At 60.2% G+C, this 19,335-nt stretch carries 15 protein-coding genes; 3 read left to right on the top strand and 12 right to left on the bottom strand.

The window, feature by feature from the left end; translation table 11 throughout:
- Positions 1-203: 203 nt before the first annotated feature.
- From PTZ19_RS10680 to PTZ19_RS10715, 8 genes are all read right to left on the bottom strand, one after another.
- Positions 204-1,157: an LLM class flavin-dependent oxidoreductase gene (locus PTZ19_RS10680; protein ID WP_276354335.1), complete on the bottom strand. Its 954-nt coding sequence runs from the start codon at positions 1,155-1,157 to the stop codon at positions 204-206.
- A 138-nt stretch (positions 1,158-1,295) separates the two neighbouring features.
- Positions 1,296-2,789: a sulfatase family protein gene (locus PTZ19_RS10685; RefSeq protein WP_276354336.1), complete on the bottom strand. Its 1,494-nt coding sequence runs from the start codon at positions 2,787-2,789 to the stop codon at positions 1,296-1,298.
- Between the two features lie 23 nt (positions 2,790-2,812).
- A complete protein-coding gene (locus tag PTZ19_RS10690; protein ID WP_276354337.1) occupies positions 2,813-4,297 on the bottom strand; it encodes an ABC transporter substrate-binding protein in 1,485 nt (494 codons plus the stop codon).
- Positions 4,298-4,397: 100 nt separating this feature from the next.
- Positions 4,398-5,210, bottom strand: a complete 813-nt coding sequence (locus PTZ19_RS10695; RefSeq protein ID WP_276354339.1) for a carbohydrate ABC transporter permease — start codon at positions 5,208-5,210, stop codon at positions 4,398-4,400.
- Positions 5,211-5,220: 10 nt separating this feature from the next.
- Entirely contained in the window at positions 5,221-6,150 is a 930-nt protein-coding gene (locus tag PTZ19_RS10700) for a carbohydrate ABC transporter permease (RefSeq protein ID WP_276354340.1), read from the bottom strand.
- 103 nt (positions 6,151-6,253) lie between these two features.
- Positions 6,254-8,080, bottom strand: a complete 1,827-nt coding sequence (locus tag PTZ19_RS10705; RefSeq protein ID WP_276354342.1) for a sensor histidine kinase — start codon at positions 8,078-8,080, stop codon at positions 6,254-6,256.
- Positions 8,077-9,666 carry a response regulator transcription factor gene (locus tag PTZ19_RS10710; RefSeq protein WP_276354344.1) on the bottom strand — a complete coding sequence of 530 codons (1,590 nt, stop codon included), beginning with the start codon at positions 9,664-9,666 and terminating at the stop codon, positions 8,077-8,079. Before PTZ19_RS10710 ends, PTZ19_RS10705 begins: the two co-directional genes overlap by 4 nt.
- Positions 9,654-10,532 (bottom strand): AraC family transcriptional regulator, encoded by an 879-nt coding sequence (locus PTZ19_RS10715; RefSeq protein ID WP_276354346.1) that lies wholly within the window; start codon positions 10,530-10,532, stop codon positions 9,654-9,656. The genes PTZ19_RS10710 and PTZ19_RS10715 overlap by 13 nt, the downstream gene beginning before the upstream one ends.
- A 157-nt stretch (positions 10,533-10,689) precedes the next feature.
- On the opposite strand from PTZ19_RS10715, the gene PTZ19_RS10720 reads away from it, so the two are divergent.
- Positions 10,690-13,392: a glycoside hydrolase family 78 protein gene (locus PTZ19_RS10720; protein WP_276354347.1), complete on the top strand. Its 2,703-nt coding sequence runs from the start codon at positions 10,690-10,692 to the stop codon at positions 13,390-13,392.
- 130 nt (positions 13,393-13,522) lie between these two features.
- Here PTZ19_RS10720 and melA read toward each other — a convergent pair whose 3' ends face one another.
- On the bottom strand, positions 13,523-15,025 hold the full coding sequence (melA, locus tag PTZ19_RS10725) for an alpha-glucosidase/alpha-galactosidase (RefSeq protein ID WP_276354348.1): 1,503 nt from the start codon (positions 15,023-15,025) through the stop codon (positions 13,523-13,525).
- Positions 15,026-15,144: 119 nt separating this feature from the next.
- Positions 15,145-16,065, bottom strand: a complete 921-nt coding sequence (locus PTZ19_RS10730) for an AraC family transcriptional regulator (RefSeq protein ID WP_276354349.1) — start codon at positions 16,063-16,065, stop codon at positions 15,145-15,147.
- 130 nt (positions 16,066-16,195) lie between these two features.
- Here PTZ19_RS10730 and PTZ19_RS10735 point away from each other — a divergent pair, with 130 nt between their 5' ends.
- A complete protein-coding gene (locus tag PTZ19_RS10735; RefSeq protein ID WP_276354350.1) occupies positions 16,196-16,378 on the top strand; it encodes a hypothetical protein in 183 nt (60 codons plus the stop codon).
- A 24-nt stretch (positions 16,379-16,402) separates the two neighbouring features.
- Here the strand turns inward: PTZ19_RS10735 and PTZ19_RS10740 are convergent, their stop codons facing one another.
- The gene (locus PTZ19_RS10740) at positions 16,403-16,861 is read right to left on the bottom strand and encodes a hypothetical protein (RefSeq protein ID WP_276354352.1); all 459 of its coding nucleotides are present in this window, start codon (positions 16,859-16,861) and stop codon (positions 16,403-16,405) included.
- Entirely contained in the window at positions 16,861-17,649 is a 789-nt protein-coding gene (locus tag PTZ19_RS10745) for a hypothetical protein (RefSeq protein ID WP_276354353.1), read from the bottom strand. Before PTZ19_RS10745 ends, PTZ19_RS10740 begins: the two co-directional genes overlap by 1 nt.
- Positions 17,650-17,832: 183 nt before the next feature.
- On the opposite strand from PTZ19_RS10745, the gene PTZ19_RS10750 reads away from it, so the two are divergent.
- Positions 17,833-19,299 (top strand): stalk domain-containing protein, encoded by a 1,467-nt coding sequence (locus tag PTZ19_RS10750; RefSeq protein ID WP_276354355.1) that lies wholly within the window; start codon positions 17,833-17,835, stop codon positions 19,297-19,299.
- The last annotated feature ends 36 nt before the right edge of the window (positions 19,300-19,335 follow it).

Raw genomic sequence — 19,335 nt, forward strand, 5'->3', positions numbered from 1 at the left:
ACGTTATTGGGGTCAAGGCGGGCCGTACGCGGGAGAATAGCGTATATCATACGTTATTTCGCCGAAGTCGGGCCATACGCTGGCAAATAGCGTATCTCATACGCTATTTCGCCGAAGTCGGGCCATACGCCTAGCGAATAGCGTAACTCATACGCTATTCCTGCGAAGTCGTGCCATACGAGGGTTACGACTCTCCCGAGCAGCTATGCGTACAGGCATTGAGCCAGCAGTTCGTAAGAGCGCATCCGCGTCGGGTAGTCAGAGATCATCGTCACGACGAGGAATTCATCCACCCCGAACTCCTCCGACAACTGTAGCAGCCGGTCCCGAACCGTACGGGGCGAGCCAGCCAAGAGTTTGCGTTCCATGCGTTCATCCGGCGATTCCCCGCCAGCCGCCTCTTGCCCGAACGACTCGCCGGAAGCCCTAACCAGTCCGCGCGCTTCTTCGTCCGTTTCCGCGCAGACGATTCCGATCGCCACGACGGCTTTCGGCTCGGGGCAGAGCGGCGACGGAACGAACGAGTCCCGGTAAGCGGCCAAAGCCGACGCGGCATCCGTATCGCTCATGAATTGGCCGAACACGTATCCCATCCCGTACTCCGCGGCGTATCCGGCGCTTTTGCGGTGGGTCCCGAGCAGCCAGATTTCCGGAGGCTCGGCGGGATCCGGACGGGCGGCGACCGGCTGACCCTCATACGCATAATTCCCTTGCAGCAGGCGAGTCAGGTCCCTCAGCTTGTCCGGCATCCGCGCCACGTTCTCCAGGAAGTTCCCGCTCAGCGCCATGCTTGCATGCGCATTGCCGCCCGGCGCCCTGCCGATGCCCAGATCGACCCGCCCGGGATACAAGCTGGCGAGCAGGCGGAACGATTCCGCCACCTTCAGCGGCGCGTAGTGCGGCAGTAGCACCGCGCCGGAGCCGATCCGAATCCGGTTCGTCACCGCCCCGACGTGTGCCAGGAACACCTCCGGCGCGGGGCAAGCCAAGTGCGGCATATCATGATGCTCCGCCACCCAGTAACGCGAGTAACCTAGCCGCTCGGCCAACCGGGCGAGCTCCGCCCCCATGCTCAGCGCGTAGGCGTCGTCCTTGCCATCCGGAACGGGCAGCAAATCCAGCACGCCCAGTTTCAGCGGCTTTCCGCGTCCCTTCATCTTCGCACCTCCCTTACCGTCCAAGCTAGCAGCCCTGCGGCGATATTCTCCATCATGAGGAATTTCCCCGCGTTTGTCCAATCCTAGACAGACGGAAAACAGACTTCGGTTTTTGGACCGAAGTCTGCCCGATGGAAACTAGTTGACTTGAAAATCGGCGACGCCGCGCGCGAGGTTGAATTGCCGAATCCGGCTGTACGGCCTGGCCGCGAAAGGAAAGCTCCGCAGGCCGCCGTCTTCGCTTAACGCGCGTGCCAACCCCGGATGGCGCCGAGCTTCCTCCGCCGCGATGTTTCTCATGGCGGCGGCGATCGGCGGAAGCTTCCCGCTCAGTTCGCGGAGCTCATCCGGGTCATCCCCGATATGGAACAGCTGCTCGCGCCCGCCGTTCGCCATGAAAATATACTTGAAGTTCGGGTCCCGCACCATGACTTTGAACGTCGGCGTTCCGGGTTTGCCGTACCACCCGAACAGGTGCGTCCTCGGCTCCGCGGACCCGGCCTCCGCGCCCAGCACGTCGATTCCGTCGCGCGTCTCCGTCCGGCCGGCCGCGTGGGTCGCGATGGCGAACAGATCGGTAAGCGACACCAGCTCTTCCCGCCGCTCCCCCTCAGGCAAGCGGGCGGGCCAGCTGAGCAGGAACGGAACCCGCGCCGCGGCTTCGAAGAAGCTCTCCTTCTGCCAGGCGTGGTGATCGCCCATGTGGTCCCCGTGATCGCTGAAAAAAACGATCAGCGTATTGTCGGCGTCCGGCCGGCGGTCCACGGCGTCCAGGATTTTGCCCAGGCATTCGTCGATGTACGTGATTTCCCCGTAATAGCGGGCCTTGAGCGCCCTCGCTCGCGGATCGTCGATGTCCTCGGCCCAGATCAGGTAATTCATCCAAGGAAGTTGTTCGTCCATATGGTCGACCGCGAGTTCCCCTCGCACCGGATTCGGCATCGCGTCCGGGTTATACATCCGGTTGAACGGAACCGGCGGCGCGAGCGGCGGATGGGGCCCGATAAAGGACACGAAGCCGAAATACGGGCGGTCGTCGTCCGTTTCCCCGATAAGCTCCACGGCGCGGTCCGCCGCCCAAGCCTCCACGGTGATCTCCGCCGGAAGCGGACTCGTCTGCGGCATGTAGTACATCTCGGTCCGTTCCCCGTGAAGCTGCTCGATATGGCCGTATTCCGGATGCCTCTCGGCGATGTATCGGGCGTAATCGTCGCCCCGCGCCTGTTCCTCGGTATCGTACAGCTCTTCGCTTCTCAGCTGCACCTCGTATCCCAAATCTTCGTTCCAGGGATCCGTATGGAATTTGCCCACGCCGAACGTGCGGTAACCGAGCGTCCGCATCGTCCGGGGCAGATAAGCCCCGCAGCGCTCCTCCGGATCCGCCGGCTGGCCTTCTTCCAAGTGAAGGCCGCCGTTATCGTAATAGCCGGTGTTGTACGGCTCCCGTCCGGTCCGGATCGTGTAGCGGGCGGGCATGCACACCGGGCAGGAAGAATAAGCCTTGGTATACGTAAGCCCGCGCCGGGCAAGCCGATCCATGTTCGGGGTTCTGACGACCCCGTTGCCGTAGGCGCCGATGGCGTCCGCCCGAAGCTGATCGCACATGATGAGCAGGATGTTCGGTTGCTTCATTGGATTAGGCTCCCCGGTCCGGCTTACTTCTTCATGCCGTAATTGTTGGCTTCGGACCAGTCGTTCGTTTTCTTCGCCTGATCCATGCCCTTGTACCACTCCGCGTTCCATTCGGTCCCCAGTTTGTTCGAGTCGACCGATCCGCCGAGATACAGCTGCATCGACTTGACGATGAAATCGGAAAATTCCTTGATCGTGGCCGGCCCGGTATAGTTGGCGCGGCGGATATCCTCGTTCTGCATCACGAAACCTTTGAGCTTATCCGGCAGGTTGGCGTTCGTGATCGTCGGCAGGTACCCGAGCGCGTCGCCCAGCTTGCCTTCGATTTCCGGCGAGGTCATGTACTGGATGAAATCGACCGCCGCAGCCAGCTGGGCATCCTTCGCGGACGTGGAAATCGCCCACGACTCGTTGGCCGCTCCGCCCAGCATGACGGATTTCTCCATGGCTTCCGGGAACTGCGCCTTCGTGATGTACGGGATCGGGAAACCTCCGTATTCGAAGTTCCGGCCTTCCATGTCGTCGACCATGGACAGGTTGGCGGAGTTGAAGATCAGCATGCCGGCCTGTCCCGTCAGCCACAGCTGCTGCGCGGTTTTCACGTCGATGCCGTTGAAGTCGGAGTTCCAGTATTGGGAGAAATCCTTGAACAGCTCCATGCCGTCTTTAAACGGATATTTCGTGAAATCGATCAATCCTTGGTCGGTCGCGCGCGCCAGCTCGTTCTTCACGACCATGTTGTCGCCGTCCGTATCCATTTTCTTGCGGAGCTGCTCGTCAAGCTGACCGAAGATGGACGTCAGGAACCAGCTGATATGGTCGTTGGATTGCCCGGACATGGCCATCGGCGTAATGCCCGCGGCTTTCAGCTTCTTGCATGCCTCGATGAATTCCGGCCACGTCTTCGGCGGCTCGGAGATCCCGGCTTTGGCGAACAAATCTTTGTTATAGAGAATCCGGATCATGGCCGTGAAAGAGGGCGCCGAATTCACGATGCCGTTGGCCGGGTTGATGCTGTCCTTGTAGAAGCTCGGGATGAACGTATCCTTCCAGGGCTTGCCCGGGTTATAAGGAGACTCCTTCTCCAAGTAAGGCGTCAAGTCGTACACCTGGTTCTTGGCGAAATCCTCCCATACCCACGCCATCCGCGTGAGGACGACTTCCGGCATGCTGTTGGCCGCCTGCTGCGTGACCATCCAGGTGCGATAGTTGCTGTCCGGTACGAAAACGAACTCCACGTCCGTGCCGGTTTTGGCTTTATAATCCGCGAAGATCTGCTTGTGAACCGCTTCGACTTTCTGGGCGGTCGCGAAATCGGCCCCCCAGTAAGCGACCCTGAGTTTCGTCCCTTTCCCCGACGGCTGGGACGCGGCGTTCGAAGCGGGCGCCCCGGACGAAGAAGACTTGGAATCTCCGCCGTCCGAATTTCCCCCGCCGCCGCAGGCCGACAGCACCGATAACACCAAGAAGACGGAGAGTAGAAGGAAGAAGATTTTCGTTTTGCGCATTTCGTGAAACCCTCCCTGTGCGTATTTTCGAAAGTTTACATTTATATAAGCCCGGGACGGAGGACGTCACACCGTCCGGGTTATATACGGAACCGGCGGATCAGCCCTTGACCGCGCCCTGCGTAAGTCCGGAGACGAAAGGCTTCGTCGCCGCGAAGAACAGGATGAGCAGCGGAACCGCGGCGATGATGTAGCCGGCCAGCTTCACGCCGTCTCCTCCGTTAATGCTGCCCATGATCGTCGTGATCGCGATAATGACCGGCTTCACTTTGTCTCCGGTCGTCACCACCAGAGACCAGACGAAGTTATTCCAAATCTGCAAGCCCGACATGATCGCCACCGTCGCCAGGATCGGCTTCGACAGGGGGAGAACGATCCCCGCGAAAATGCGGAAATCTTTGGCGCCTTCCATCTCCGCGGCCTCGTACAGGCTTTTGGAGATGCCTTCGAAGAAGGTCCTCATGAGCATGACGCCCATCGCCGTGTAACTGGCCGCCGGAGGAAGCGCCTGGCCGATGATCGTGTTGTACATCCCCATGTTTTTGATGTTGATGAACTGGGGCACGAGAATGACGAAGCCCGGTATCATGAGCAGCATCACGATCACGCCGTAGAAAAAATTTTTGAACGGATACGCGTGGCGCGCGAAGGAATACGCGGCGGTGGACGAAGCAAGCAGCGTGACCAGCACGCCGATTCCCGTGACGATGACGGAATTCGCGATCGGCTTCGAGATTTGCCCGAAAGCCACCGCGTAATTGTCGAAGTGGAACGGCGCCGAGAAAAACCAAGGGTTGCGGAAAAGCTGCATCTGGTATTTGAACGAGCCGGCCAGCATCACGAAAAACGGATACATGGCCACGGCGAAAATCAGAAGGGCGGCGACGTTGATCCCGATGTTCCCTTTTTTCATGCTCCGCCTCCTAATCCAGCGTTTCCGCGTTTTTGACGAGCTTCTGAACGACGACGGTCAAGACGATCAGGACGGCGAACATGACGACGCCGATAGCCGAGGCATAGCCGAAACGCGAATAATTGAAGGCCTGGTCGTAGATGTGCAGGGACGGCGTGATGGTGGAGATGCCCGGTCCCCCGTTCGTCAAGACGAAGGGAGCTTCGAATACTTGGAAGGCGGAAATGAGCGAATACATCAGCACGAGACGCACCTGGTTCGCGATCAGCGGAAGCTCGAGCGAGAAGAACCTGCGGATGGGTCCCGCCCCCTCCAAATCGGCCACTTCGTACAAATCCTCGGAAATGCTTTGGAGTCCCGCCAGGTAGAGCAAAAACGGCAGTCCCGCCACCCAAGGAAATCCGACGAACACGATCGCCCACAGCGCGGTGGCCGGATCGCCCAGCCACGAGTGCTTGAGGGCGGCCAGTCCCGTATGGGCAAGCAGCTGGTTGATCAGGCCGAAGTCCCCCGAATACATCCAGCGCCAAAGCAGGATGAGCACCATCATCGGCACGACCAGCGGAACGATGAAGCCGAGCTTCAGGAAGTTCTGCAGCCGCCGGTTCTTGACCCGGAAAACGAGCCAGGCGACCAGCATCGGCAGCGTCAGGTTGATGGCCAAAGTGGCCGCGGCGATCTTGAAGACGTTGGCGAAAGCGACCCGGATTTTCTCGTCGGTCAGCATTTCCTTGTAGTTGCCGAGGCCGATAAAGTGATTGACGTTGACGCCGTTCCAGTCGAATAGCGACTCCGCGAAGGCGGTGAAAAATGGGTAATATTTGATCGACCCCAGGAGCAGCAATGCGGGAAGCAGGAACAGGTAAGCCGTCCGGTGCTTCCAGATGCGCCGCGGGAGTCCTGTGCCGCGGGACGTTGTGCTGTATGCGTTTCCGCTCATGAAAAGCAATTCCCCCTTCTATCCCGAAGCTTGGATGGCTTCATTATAGAAGGGGGGGGCAGCGCGGACAATGCGACAGACTTATGCCGTTATGTGCAAATTTTTACGCCAGTTGAGCCGGGATCCTCACCGTTACCGTCGTGCCTTCGTCCAAGGAGCCTTCCAGCGAAATGCCGTAAGCTTCCCCGTAATAGAACCGGATCCGGTCGTGCACGTTCTTGATGCCGACCTTGCCCGAACCTCCTTCGTTCTGCTCCTGCGGCACGGGATCGGCCAGTCTCTTCCGGATCGCCGCCAGCTGTTCCTCGGTCATGCCCGTGCCGTTATCCCGAATCCGGAAAATCAGATCTTCCTTCTCCTTCCGGGCGTCGATCCGAAGCTCTCCCCGCCCGCGCTTGGTCTCGATGCCGTGGAACACCGCGTTTTCCACGATCGGCTGGAACACCAGCTTGATCATTTTGTAATACAGCAGCTCGTCCGGAATGTCGATATGGACCGACAGCTTGTCCTCGAAACGGATGGAGACGATATCCAGGTAATTGCGGATGTGGCGGATTTCGTCGAAGACGAAAACTTTCAACCCGCCCGCCTTCGTGCTGTACCGGAACATGTCCGACAGCGCCCGGGCGATATCGCTCACTTTGGTTACGCCTTCCACGGCCGCGATGCTGTTGATCGTCTCCAGCGTGTTGTACAGGAAATGCGGGTTGATCTGCGCCTGCAGCGCGGTCAGCTTCGCTTCCCGTTCATGGAGTTCGGCTTGGTAGACCTGCTCGATCAAATATTTGATGCGCGCGATCATTTCGTTGAAATAACGCCCCAGTTCGCCGATTTCGTCCTGGGAGAGCCGGCCGGCCTGCACGCCCATGTAGCCTTGGCTGACCTTGACCATCGCGTTTTTGAGCCGTTTGATCGGCGTGACGAGTCCGACCGACAGCATCTGCGCCGCCAAGATGGCAAGGACGAAGCTGACGAGCAAGAAAAGCAGCGTATACATGCGCATTTTCCAACCGTCCGACAGCAGCTTCGCCAGGTCGTTTTTGGAATAAATGTCCCAGGGGGCCGCGTTCAGGGACGTGGAAGTCACCAAGTACCTGCGTCCGTTCTCGCGGATCACTTTGTAGCCCGATTCCCGGTCCTTCGCCGTGAGCTTCAAGTTCTCCGTGACCGGCATGCCGATCCGGCCGGAACCGGTGTCGTACACGATCCGGCCTTGGCGGTCGGCGATCAGCAGCGAGTCCAGCGCGTCCAGCTCCATCGGATCGAGGAACTTCAGCACCTCCTGCAAATCGAAATGCAGCATGATGTATCCGAGCACCGTTTGGGGCCGATCCAAATCCGTGACTTTCCGCACGTACGTCAAAGAAAAGTCCAACGCGTCCGTGTTCCGGTCCGCGACCAGGCTCCGCGGTAGCCATGGCTGGGTGAGGTACGGGCCCATGAGCGCGTCGCTGGTTTCCCCGGCTCGCAGCGAGGCGAACCAGGGCTCCGCTTCGAAGCGGTAACCCGGAACCACGGTTAATTTATTCTCGTAGAATACGCGGCCGGACTCGTCCAGCAGGGTGACGGACCGGATGACCCCGCGGAAGTTGTAGAACTCCTCCTGCCTCAGGAACAGCTCGTTCATGCTCAATTCGTTGCGAACTTTCTGGAAGACGCCGGCGGTCATGCTGTCCTTCCACAACGCCTGGAAATTGTCCTGGTAAACGGTATACGAAAACTGCTCGATCTGGGACAGGAATTGGTCCATGTCCGTCGTGAAGGTCCGGATCAGCTTGGCGTTGTATTCCGCCGTCCGGTTTTCCACGACGCCGGAATACCAGGCGTAGGAGACCCACCCCAGCAGGATGAGGGGGATCAGGCTGACCGCCATGAAACTCAGCAGCATTTTCGCCTGAATGCTCTTCTTGAAAAAAAGAAGGCTTCTCATCGCGGCTCCTCGCGATCCGGCGGAAAGTCGCCGGAGCGGCTCTGCCGGTATTCCGTGGGCATCAGTCCCGTTTGCTTCTTGAACAGCTTGCTGAAGTACCGGCTGTCGGCGTATCCGACCCGCTCGCCGATTTGCCCGACTTTGAGCGCGGAGTGCTCCAGCAGTTCTTTGGCATGCTCCATCCGGATGCGCGTCAGGAATTCCAGGAAGTTCTCGCCGATGACTTCCTTGAACATGCTGCTGAAATAGGTGGACGTGATAAAGAACCGGGTCGAGACGGAATTCAGGCTGATTTCTTCGGCGTAATGCTCGCGGATATAGTCGGCCGCCGCCAGGATGTTCCGTTGGACGTCCCGTTGCCCGGCGGTTTCCCGGACCGCGTGGATTTCGCGCAAATAGCCGAGCAGCCAGTCCGTAAGCCGCCGGAGATCCTCGTATCGGTCCAGGCGCAGGCAGAAATCGAAACCTTTTTGGACGAGGTCTTCGTGAAAGGACGGCTTTGCCAGCAAGGTTTTCACGATCTCCGTGACGATGCCGAGATAAAAGCTGCGGACGTGCTTCATGGTCGCCCCTTCGACGCCGCGGTAATACGCACCGATCTCTTGGGCGGCCGCTTCCATCCCCGGCAAGTCGCCCAGCGCCATGAGATCGGCCAGTTTCTTCTGCAAATGCAAGGGGTATGGAGTACCGGGGGGTTCTTCCTCCGCAGGAGAGTAGGACATGACTTCGATCTCGGATTGGAACGGATGCCGTTCCGCCGTCTCCCAGGCTTCCCTGCAAGACCGGGACAGCTTGTCGCATTCCCCGATCCGGACGGCGTCGCCGACGGAAACGCGTACGCCGCCGACGTTCATCCGTTTCAGCGCCAAGAGCAGCCGGCTCAAATCGCCGGCGGTCTCGCGTCTTCCGTCGCAAAGCACGACCGCGGCGATCCGCCGGCTTCCCCGCTCCCAGAGGATCAGGCGTTTGCCTTCCGGCGTCCAGGACGCTTCCGCCCGCTCCAGCAGATGGGCCATCGTCTCGGCGTCGTATTGGGAATCGTCGTAGTGAAAGATGGCGCAAGCCAAATATTCCGCGGCCATATTCTGCAGCTGCAGCGTATCGCGGAAAGCCTGGGCTCCGGAAGCGCCGGCGCGGCCCAGGCATAAATCGCCGGCCAGCTTCTCCAGATAGCCGGGCAATTGCCCGGCTAGCAGCTCCTCCTTCTTCTCCGACCGGAGACGGTCGACCGCTTTCCCGAGCGCGCCGTTCAATTCCGCGGGGTTAATCGGCTTGAGAATGTAGCTGACCGCATCCAGCTGGATGGCCGATTTGACGTATTCGAATTCGCTGTATCCGCTGATCATCAGCACTTTCAGGCGCGGAGACCGCTCCAGCATCCGTGCCGCCAGCTGCAGTCCGTCGATGCCCGGCATCCGTACGTCCGTGATCAGGATATCCGGCATGCGCGTTTCGGCAAGCTCAAGCGCTTCCCAGCCGTCGACGGCTTCCGCGTCGCACGCCAGTCCGAGCCGGTCCCACTCGATCATCGCTTTCAAGCCTTTGCGGATCCACGATTCGTCGTCCGCGATCATCACTTTGAGCATCGTTGTGCCTCCCAGCCCGTTCTCCGATATTCGCCCGGCGTCATGCCCGCGATCCGTTTGAAGGCTTCGTGAAAAGATTGCGTGTCGCGGTACCCGACCATTGCGGCGACCGCCCCGATTTTGTGTTTCGTGCCAAGCAGCAGCTCGCAGCCCATCCGGATCCGCAAGTCCCGCACGTAAGCCAGGAAGGGTTGGCCGGTCCTCGCTTTGAAGAGACGGAAAAAATGCCGCTCGCTAAGCCCGCTTCGTTCCGCCAGCATGCGAAGGTTCAAATTCTCCGCGGCGTGCTGCCGAATGTAATCCAGCGCCTCCTCGATCGGATCGGCTTGAAGCGGCGGCCCCCCCTCCGTTGACGCCCCCGCTTGCCCAACCAAGCGGACCAGCCGGATCAGCAGCTGAAGGAACAGGGCGAACCGCAAGCCTTTCGACCCGGGAATCGGAACGTTCTGCTCTTCGTCCATCGTCCGGAACAAGGGTTCGAGACCCAAGCGAACGTCCTTGGCTTTCGAGCCCTCCCCTTCGAATAGCCGCCGCAGGTCGAGTTCGGGAACATGGCGCTGCGCATCCCGCAGCAGCGCTTCCGAGAACACGCAGTTGCGCACGGCCAGCTTCTGCCGCCGGTCCGCGGACGAGGGGCGAAATACGTGGGGATGGCCGATCGGGAGCAGGAAAACGTCGCCTTTGGACACCGGAATCACCCGATCCCGGACGTGGTGGTAACCGCGGCCTTCCGCCACGTAAGCGATTTCGTAAAAATCGTGGGCGTGGAACTCGAGCTCGAACGTTTCCTCCGCCCGGTTGACGTACAGTTCCAGGCCGTCGCCGAAAAACGCCGAACCGCGCAGCAAGCCGACTCTTGCTTCCATGCCGAACCCTCCTGACCGACCCTTGGGCCGTTCGTTGGGGTTAATTGTCCGTTACCCCTTGTCGAAATGTCAAGATCGCCCGTATGTTTTCCATGACTTCCCCGTTAAACTGGTGTTGATTCGCATACGCGACGACGACGATAAGGGGGATAACGACATGGACCCGCAATGGGCAATCCGCGAACTGCGCTGCGAATATAAGGAAAATCCGGTCGGCCTCGACGTTCCCCGTCCCCGGTTCAGCTGGAAGCTGGTTTCCGGCGAACGGGCGGCCGTCCAAAGCGCCTGCCAGATCCAGGTGTCGACGGACCCGATGTTCGGGCGGGAACCGCTGTGGGACACCGGTCGGGTGGACTCGGATCAATCGATCCACTTCGAATACGCCGGCCCGGCATTGAAACCCCGGACCCGGTACTGGTACCGCGTCCGCGCGTGGAACGGAAACGGACGCATGTCCGCCTGGAGCGAACCCGCATTCTGGGAGACGGGACTGCGTTCCCCGGAAGGGTGGCAAGCGCGGTGGATCGCCGCCGGACTTGCGCCGCCGGAGGGCGAGGATCCTTGCGACTACGTGCGCGCTTCGTTCCGGCTTCGCGGGAAGCCCGTATCCGCCCGAATCTACGCCACGGCGCGCGGCCTGTACCGGTTGTACGTCAACGGAGCGGAAGCGGACGATACCCGGATGGCGCCCGGTTGGACCAGCTATGGACACAGGCTGCAATACCAAACCTACGACGTGACGGGATTGCTGTCCGCCGGAGACAACGCGATCGGGGCGACGCTGGGCAACGGATGGTACGCCGGCTATTTGGCCTGGGAGAATAAACGCCGCGTATATGGCGATGAGCGGTCTCTCCTGCTGCAGCTGCACGTGACCTACGCCGACGGCTCGGAAGATACGGTCGTCAGCGCCGCGGACGGCCGATGGAAAGCCGGGCGAGGCGCTTTGCGCATGTCCGAGCTCTACCACGGCGAAACCTATGACGCGAGGATCGAGCCGGAAGGCTGGCTGCTGCCGGGATTCGACGATTCCGCCTGGGAACCGGTATCCGAACGGGATGATCCCTTCGACACGCTGATCGCGCAGGAGAACGAGCCGGTAAGGGTCACGGAGGTGATCCGCCCCGTCGCCTCCCTGGTGACGCCGCGAGGCGAACTCGTGCTGGACATGGGCCAGAACATGGTCGGCTGGATGCGGTTCACGGTCCGCGAGGCGCCAGGCGCCGTCATCCGCCTGGAGCACGCGGAGGTGCTCGACCGGGACGGGAACTTCTACACCGGCAACATGAGGTCCGCCCGCAATTTGATTACGTACGTCTGCAAGGGAGGCGGAGCGGAAACCTACGAGCCCCATTTCAGCTTCCAGGGCTTCCGTTACGTCAAAATCACCGGACTCGCGGATACCGAGGGGCTCCTGGACCGATTCGCGGGCTGCGTCGTCCATACCGACCTGGAGCCGGCCGGCAGCTTCGAGACTTCCGACGGACGGCTGAATCGGCTCTACCGGAACATCGTTTGGGGGCAGCGCGGCAACTTCCTGGACGTGCCGACGGACTGTCCGCAGCGGGATGAACGGCTGGGCTGGACCGGCGACGCCCAGGTGTTCGTCCGGACATCGACCTATCCGTACAACGTCGCCCCGTTCTTCGCCAAATGGCTGCGCGATCTGGCGGCCGACCAGCGGCCGGACGGCGGCGTGCCGTTCGTCATCCCGTTCGTGCCGTTCAACGTCCACTTCGACGAAGACGACAGCAACCATTCCTCCGCGGCCTGGGGGGACGCCGCCGTGATCTGTCCCTGGACGATGTACGAAGTGTACGGCGACCGCAGGCTGCTGGAGGAGCAGTACCCCAGCATGAAAGCGTGGATCGAGTACATCCGCGCCCAAGGCGGCAACGAATACCTGTGGAACACCGGCTTCCATTTCGGGGATTGGCTCGCGCTCGACGGCAAGGAAGGCGAATACATCGGCCAGACGCCGACGGATCTGATCGCCACGGCCTACTACGCGCACGGAACTTCGCTGCTGTCGCGCGCCGCCCGCGCGCTCGGCCGGACCGAGGACGAGCAGGCGTACCGGCGGCTGCACGATAACGTCGTCCAACATTTCCGTCTCGAGTTCGTCTCCCCGAACGGCCGCGTGATCGCGCCGACCCAGACGGCCTATGCGCTGGTCCTGGCGTTCGACCTGCTGGAGGAAACGCACCGGCCGCAGGCCGCCGCCCGGCTGGAGGAGATGATCCGGAAGAACGGCTATAAATTGACGACGGGATTCGTCGGCACCCCCTATCTGTGCCCCGTGCTTTCGCGGTTCGGGTACCACGACGCCGCTTACCGCTTGGTCATGCAGGAGGAATACCCGTCCTGGCTGTATTCCGTCAAGCAAGGCGCGACCACGATCTGGGAGCATTGGGACGGCATCAAGCCGGACGGAACGTTCTGGAGCGACGACATGAACTCGTATAACCACTACGCCTACGGCTCCGTCGGCGAATGGCTGTTCCGCGTCGCCGCCGGGATCGACACCGCGGAGGGATTTCCCGGTTACAAACGGATCCGGATCGCGCCGCGATTCGGCGGGGGGTTAACCTTCGTGAAGGCGGCCTACGAATCCGTGCACGGCACGATCCGCTCCCGCTGGGCGCTTCAAGGCGACGGCCGGATAACGGTGGAAGTCTCGATTCCGCCCAACACGGAAGCGGAAGTGGAGCTCCCGGGCGCCACCGTGGACGGCGTGACGGAAAGCGGACTCCCCGTGTCCCGCGCGGTAGGCGTCTTCGGCGCCGAGGCCGCGGGCGGCGTGCTCCGGCTGCGCGTCGGTTCCGGCGATTACCGCTTCGAATTTTCGCGGAACGGATGAGCAAGGTTGATCATCGGTGAAACGAGCGCCCAAAAGCCCCATAAAGGCGTCTGCATGCCAGACGCCTTTATAGGGCTTTGGGACTTTGATCTGAACTTGATGTTTCTTGTGATTGAAGCACCGATTTGCCTTATCCCTTGGCGCGTTCCTTGCCTTTGTCCGCCTCGCCGGCGTTCTTGTTCGCCGCCTCGCGATCCTGCCGCATCTCCTCGACCGTCTTCGCGTTCAAGCGGGCCGCCCCCCGGTAACCTTCCCGCGTCGGAATCCGCGGTCCTTCTTCCAGCCGCTTCTTCGCCGCCGCGACCGCCTCCGCGTATTGCGGCAGCCACTTCTCCTGGGCAACCAGCATCTCGTCGACCATCTGCCAGATTTCCTTCGGGTTGCACACCGCGCCGACCAGCGGATCCATCATGAACGCTTGGCGGAGCAAGCGGTCGTCGCCATGAACCGCCGCTTCCACGGCCAGGCGCTGCACCGAGATGCTCGCGTTGCATACGGCTGCCGGCCCTAAAGGCAAATCCCCCACGACAGGCATGGAGATGCCGTTGCGGTCCGCGTAGCCCGGCGCCTCGATCACCGCGTCGTCCGGCAGGTTGGAGATGACGCCGTTGTTCACGACGTTGAAGTGTCCCCGGTACACCCGGCCCGTTTCCAACCCTTCGATGATGTAGGACCCGTGTTCATGGCTTCGTTCGCCCGGAGCATATCGGAACGCCGGGTCCTTCATCCAGTTGGGGAAGTCCGTCTCGAACCAGTTGCGCCCTTCCGTGCAGACCCGCAAATAACCGCCGGTTTCCCCGTTGATCCAACTGCCCAGGTCGATCCAGTCCCGGATTTCGTCCGGGCGCTTGCGGTACCACGGCACGTATTCGCTGAGGTGTCCGTTGGACTCGGTGCTGTAATAACCGAACCGCCGCAGCATGTCGATCCGGACCTTCTCCGTGCGGCTGAAATCCGGATGGCGTTCGAACGCTTCCAGCAGTCCCGCCGTCAAATCCTTGCCCTGGTGGCGGATTTGGATGTACCACGTTTGATGGTTGATCCCCGCGCACACGATGTCGACTTCTTCCCGCTTCAGGCCGTACACTTCGGCGATTTGCTCGTGGCCGTGCTGCACCCCGTGGCACAAGCCGACGGTCCGCACGCCGCCGTACTTGTTGCACGCCCACGTGAGCATGGCCATCGGATTCGCGTAATTCAGCAGCAGCGCATCCTTGGCCGCGACTTCGCGGATATCCTTGCAGATGTCGAGCATGACGGCGATGCCCCGCTGGCCGTACATAATGCCGCCGGCGCACAGCGTATCCCCGACGCATTGGTCCACGCCGTACTTGAGCGGAATGTCGACGTCCGTCGCGAAAGCTTCGAGACCGCCTACGCGGATCGTGCATATCACGTATTTGGCGCCCCGAAGCGCCTCCCGGCGGTCCGTCGTGGCCGTGATCGGCACGTCCAGGCCGTTCTCGCGGATATCGCGCCGGCACAGTTCCGTCACCATCTGCAGGTTGTGCTCGCTGATGTCCGTAAACGCAACTTCAATGTCGCGGAATTCCGGCACGCTGAGCACGTCCCTCAGCAGCCCCCGCGTAAATCCGATGCTTCCCGCTCCGATAAACGCAATTTTGAAAAACATGATCTTTCCCCTCCGTCTCGCCTTTCGAGCTGGCTTGATTTACAGCCCCATTGTAACAGCGGCGAATCGGGAAGCGTTATCAAAATCATGACTTCCTCGCGGGTAATGTGTCAAAAATCCTAACTTTCCGTATAGTTCCACCGTTCGGTCCCGGCCGATTCCCGGTATTCCATCGGCGTCATGCCGGTATGCTTCTTGAACAAGGCGTGGAAATATTGCCGGCTTCCGATGCCCACGTAGTCGTAGATGTCCGTCACGGGTACGTTCGTTTGCCGGAGCAGCATTTTCGCCTTGTCCATCCGGAGCTCCGTCAACGTTTCGATCAAGGTGCTGCCCGTGACCGAACGGAAAATCCGCTGCAAATAGCCCGGGTGAAGATTGACCGAGGACGCCACGTCTTTCACCTGAATGCCGCGGTCGTAATTTTGGCGCAAGTACTCCAGGCTTTGCCGGACGTAACGGTTCTCCGCCAGCGGATCGCCCGCCGCCCCTTCTTCCTTCAGCCGCGCGATCCATACGAGCAATTCCGCCAAGAGGATCGCGGACAACCCGCCGATCTCGCCCCCTTGGCCGTCCAGCTCCAACACCAAATTTTTCAGCGAATGGTACACCTCGTCGGCGTCCCGTAAAACCAAATAGGGGACATCGGAACGCAGCAAGGCTTCCAGCCTTCCCTCGGAGGCCGCCAGCTCGCCGATGAAGGACGGACCGTCGGCGCCGGTCACGAAGCCGAATTCGACGTTCAGCATCCGGCAGGTCGAGTCGACCGTCAATCGGTGGCTGATCCCTTCCCCAACGACGATGAAGTCGTTTTTCTTCAGCGCGATCTGGGCCGGAACGGCATCCGCGGGCGCTCTCCCGTCTTGCACTTCTACCCGGCACGACCCGCTGATGACGTACATGACCTCCGTGGAATCGTGCCGGTGGAAGGGCATCCGGAACCCGTTCCAATGTTTGAAATAGTAGGCGTAAACGCGCGGCGACCATTTCTCCAGGCCCCGGTCCGACAAGTCCAATCGAAACAATCCTTGGTCCGCCATCCTTCCGTCTCCCCCCGTCCAACCTCTCTCCCCTTCATTTTATAAAAAAATCGCCGAATCTACTAAAATTTCGTCACCTATAAACATATTGAATGAAAAGGGAACCCAACGAAACGAAGGAGATGAGGCGATGGCCCCGCTCAGAATCGTCCGTTATCTATCGGTCGGACTTGTCCTTGCGTTGATCGTGATCGGATTGCTCCCGTTTTTATTGGTCGATTCCTTAACGGACCTATACGGTACGGGAGAGTTCGATGTTTCGCTGGTAAAGGCATTCCTGACCAAGTGGTTGAATTCGAACCATCCCAAATAAAGGAGGAGCGCGCCGCGCCCTTCCTTATTTCGTCTTCGCCATGCCCAGAGCGAAATGATCCCACAGGATATCCTCCGCCAAAACGGACTGCCCCTCTTCGCACGTCACGATGAGAATGACCTCGCTCTTCAGGCCCTTGATTTTGCGGCGCTTGAGCTTTCGGTTCTTCAGGTAAAACGCGGCCGCGTTGATCAACACGCCCAGCAGGAAACCGGTCCCCGCCCCGATCAACCCCCAAATCACCGGCCCCCAAGCCCATACGAAGCCTTTGCTCGCTCCGATGGTGCTGAACATGAAGGCCAGGATAAAGCCCTTGTCGACGAAGGACGTTCCGTCCGCCCGATGAAGGCTGTCGATCAGCCGGGCTTGTCCTTGTCGCGAATCCAAAGGCAGCGCGTAAATGCCTCTGATTCCTTTGGATTCGAGCTCCGATATGGCCATCTCCAAAAAAGTGGAATGCTCGAACGTGGCGAAAATTTGCATTACTCCACCTTGCTTCCCGCCGGAATGACCGTGCCGGCCGGTTGATAGTTGCGCAGGAGAAAATTGCGCTGCTCGTCGACGAACAATTTGTTGTTTTCCACGGAAGTGGTATAGGCGTCGTAAATCGTGAAGAAGTAGAAGGAAGGAACGTACATCAGCCATTGCGGATCCACGACGGCCGAGGCTGCCTTGATTTCCCCGAGGATCAAATGGTGAATCGCCAGCAGCAAACGGGATTGCGCGATGAGGATAATCGTATAGGCCAGAGTGAAAAACGCCAGGATGATCCGATGCAGGTACAGCTGCCCCGTGCTCGGGATGCCCATGGACCAGACGGCGGCGAGCCAAGGCGGCCGTTTGTCGAGGTAATTGATTTCGAACGCTCCGATGCTGTACGTACTAAACCGGGAATTTTCCCGATGGGCGAGCAAATACACTTTGTTAATGTCGACCGCCGTCCGGTAGCTGTCCCAAATCGCGAACAGGTACACGGGAATATACAACGACATAAAGCGGGGATCGAGCACCTCCCTCGCCGCCTGGAATTGCCCGTTGAACGAATAGACCATCGCCAGGTTCAGATGGATTTTCTGGTTGATGAACATTTCCCAAACGACCAACGCATAGCCCCGCAAATATTTGTTGAGCAGCAGGTGGCCGAAGCCGGGAAAGGCCACAGACCATAAGGCGATGGTAAAAGGACTCCTCAAATGCAGCTGCGTGGTGCCGACCAGGCTGACATGCGCTTTGTAGCGCCGGCTCCGGTACCGGTTCCGGAAATTGTTCATATTGCCGTCTCCCAAGCAAATGATGGAACTCGTCTTTCTCTAGAATTTCCACCTTCAACCAGATTTCATTCGAAAAATGAACGCGGGTTAGTCTAACTCATCGGCAGGAGACGGCAAGTTCGTGTCGAAAACAAAATCCCAGCGTTGATTCCACTCACTTCCGCTCGAACGGAGACGTTGGCAATGAAAAAACGGGCATTTCTGGTAATGGCCTTTGCGTTTGTCATGGTCCGTCCTCATGGCATCGCTGCGGCGGAAAGCTTTCCGCCGCCGGCCGGATGGTCCGAAATCTCCGCGGGATCCGTCCACAGCCTTGCCATCAAGCAGGACGGCACCGTGTGGGAATGGGGGACCGGGGATAACGGCACGGATCACCCGCGCGGCAGCGTGCCGGCCCGCGTCGAAGGGCTGACCGGCGCCGTTCAGGTCGCGGCGGGCTCCTCCCATTCCTTGGCGCTTAAACAAGACGGAACCGTCTGGGCATGGGGCGGCAATGAAGGCGGGCAGCTCGGCAACGGTTACGAAACCGAACTGGAAAACGGATCGGGACGCACGCTCGTCGACCATGACCAGTCCGTTCCGCATCAAGTGGAAGGGGTTACGGACGTCGTTTCGATCGCCGCGGATTGGAACTCCAGCTTTGCCGTACGGGCGGACGGAACCGTGTGGGCGTGGGGAGCGTTCATCGGCAAGCGGCCGGTCAAACTGGAGGCGTACGCGAACGTGGCTTCCATCTCCATGGGGTACGCCGGGTATATCGTGTTGAAGAAAGACGGCACCGTATGGGCGCCCGCCGGCCGTTTCGCGTTGGAGCAAGTGGAAGGATTGCGGGATATCGTTCAAATCGCGGTCGGCGCCGGCAACGCCCACGCTTTGGATAGCGACGGGACGGTGTGGGCATGGGGAATCAACGCGGACGGGGAAATCGGAGACGGAACGACCGAGCCCCGTCCGAAACCGGTCCGGCTCCAGACGATTCGCGACGTCGCGGCAATCGCCTCTTCGGCCGGCGGTCCCCTGTACCTCAAAAAAGACGGCACCGTATGGACCAACGGCGACAACGTCGGGGGGCAGCTCGGCATCGGTTCCTATGAAGACCGTAAGGTACCCACCCCAATACCGGGGCTGAAAAAAATCAAAAAAATCGCTTCGAGCGGCATCGGCTTCCGCGCGCTGGCGATCCGTCAAGACAACACCCTGTGGGCTTGGGGCAACGGTTACGTGGGAGACGGGACGCAGTGGTATCGCACCACGCCCGTCTGGATTCCCGGTTACGCATCGGAACGACTTGTGAAAGACCCCGTTACCGTCGAGATTAACGGATCTCCCGTCGATTTCGATCAGCAGCCGGCGATCGTCCGCGACCGCGTCATGGTCCCGCTTCGCAAAATCTTCGAAGTTCTCGAAGCGGACATGACTTGGGATCCGGACACCCGAACCGTTCAGGCGGCGAAAGGGGATCGGAAGATCTCCCTCACGATCGGCAGCCCGGTCGCGGAAGTCGACGGAAAGCCCGTTCCCTTGGAGGCTCCCCCCGTCGTCCTCAACAGCCGGACGCTCGTGCCGGCCCGTTTCATCGCGGAATCCTTGGGCGCGGACGTCGAATGGGATTCCGTTGCCAAAACGGTGAAAATCTCCATGCCGTCATAACAGTCATCGAACGCGGATAACAAAAGCAGCAGGCCG

The sequence above is a fragment of the Cohnella caldifontis genome (assembly GCF_029360585.1).
Classification (GTDB): domain Bacteria; phylum Bacillota; class Bacilli; order Paenibacillales; family Paenibacillaceae; genus Cohnella; species Cohnella caldifontis.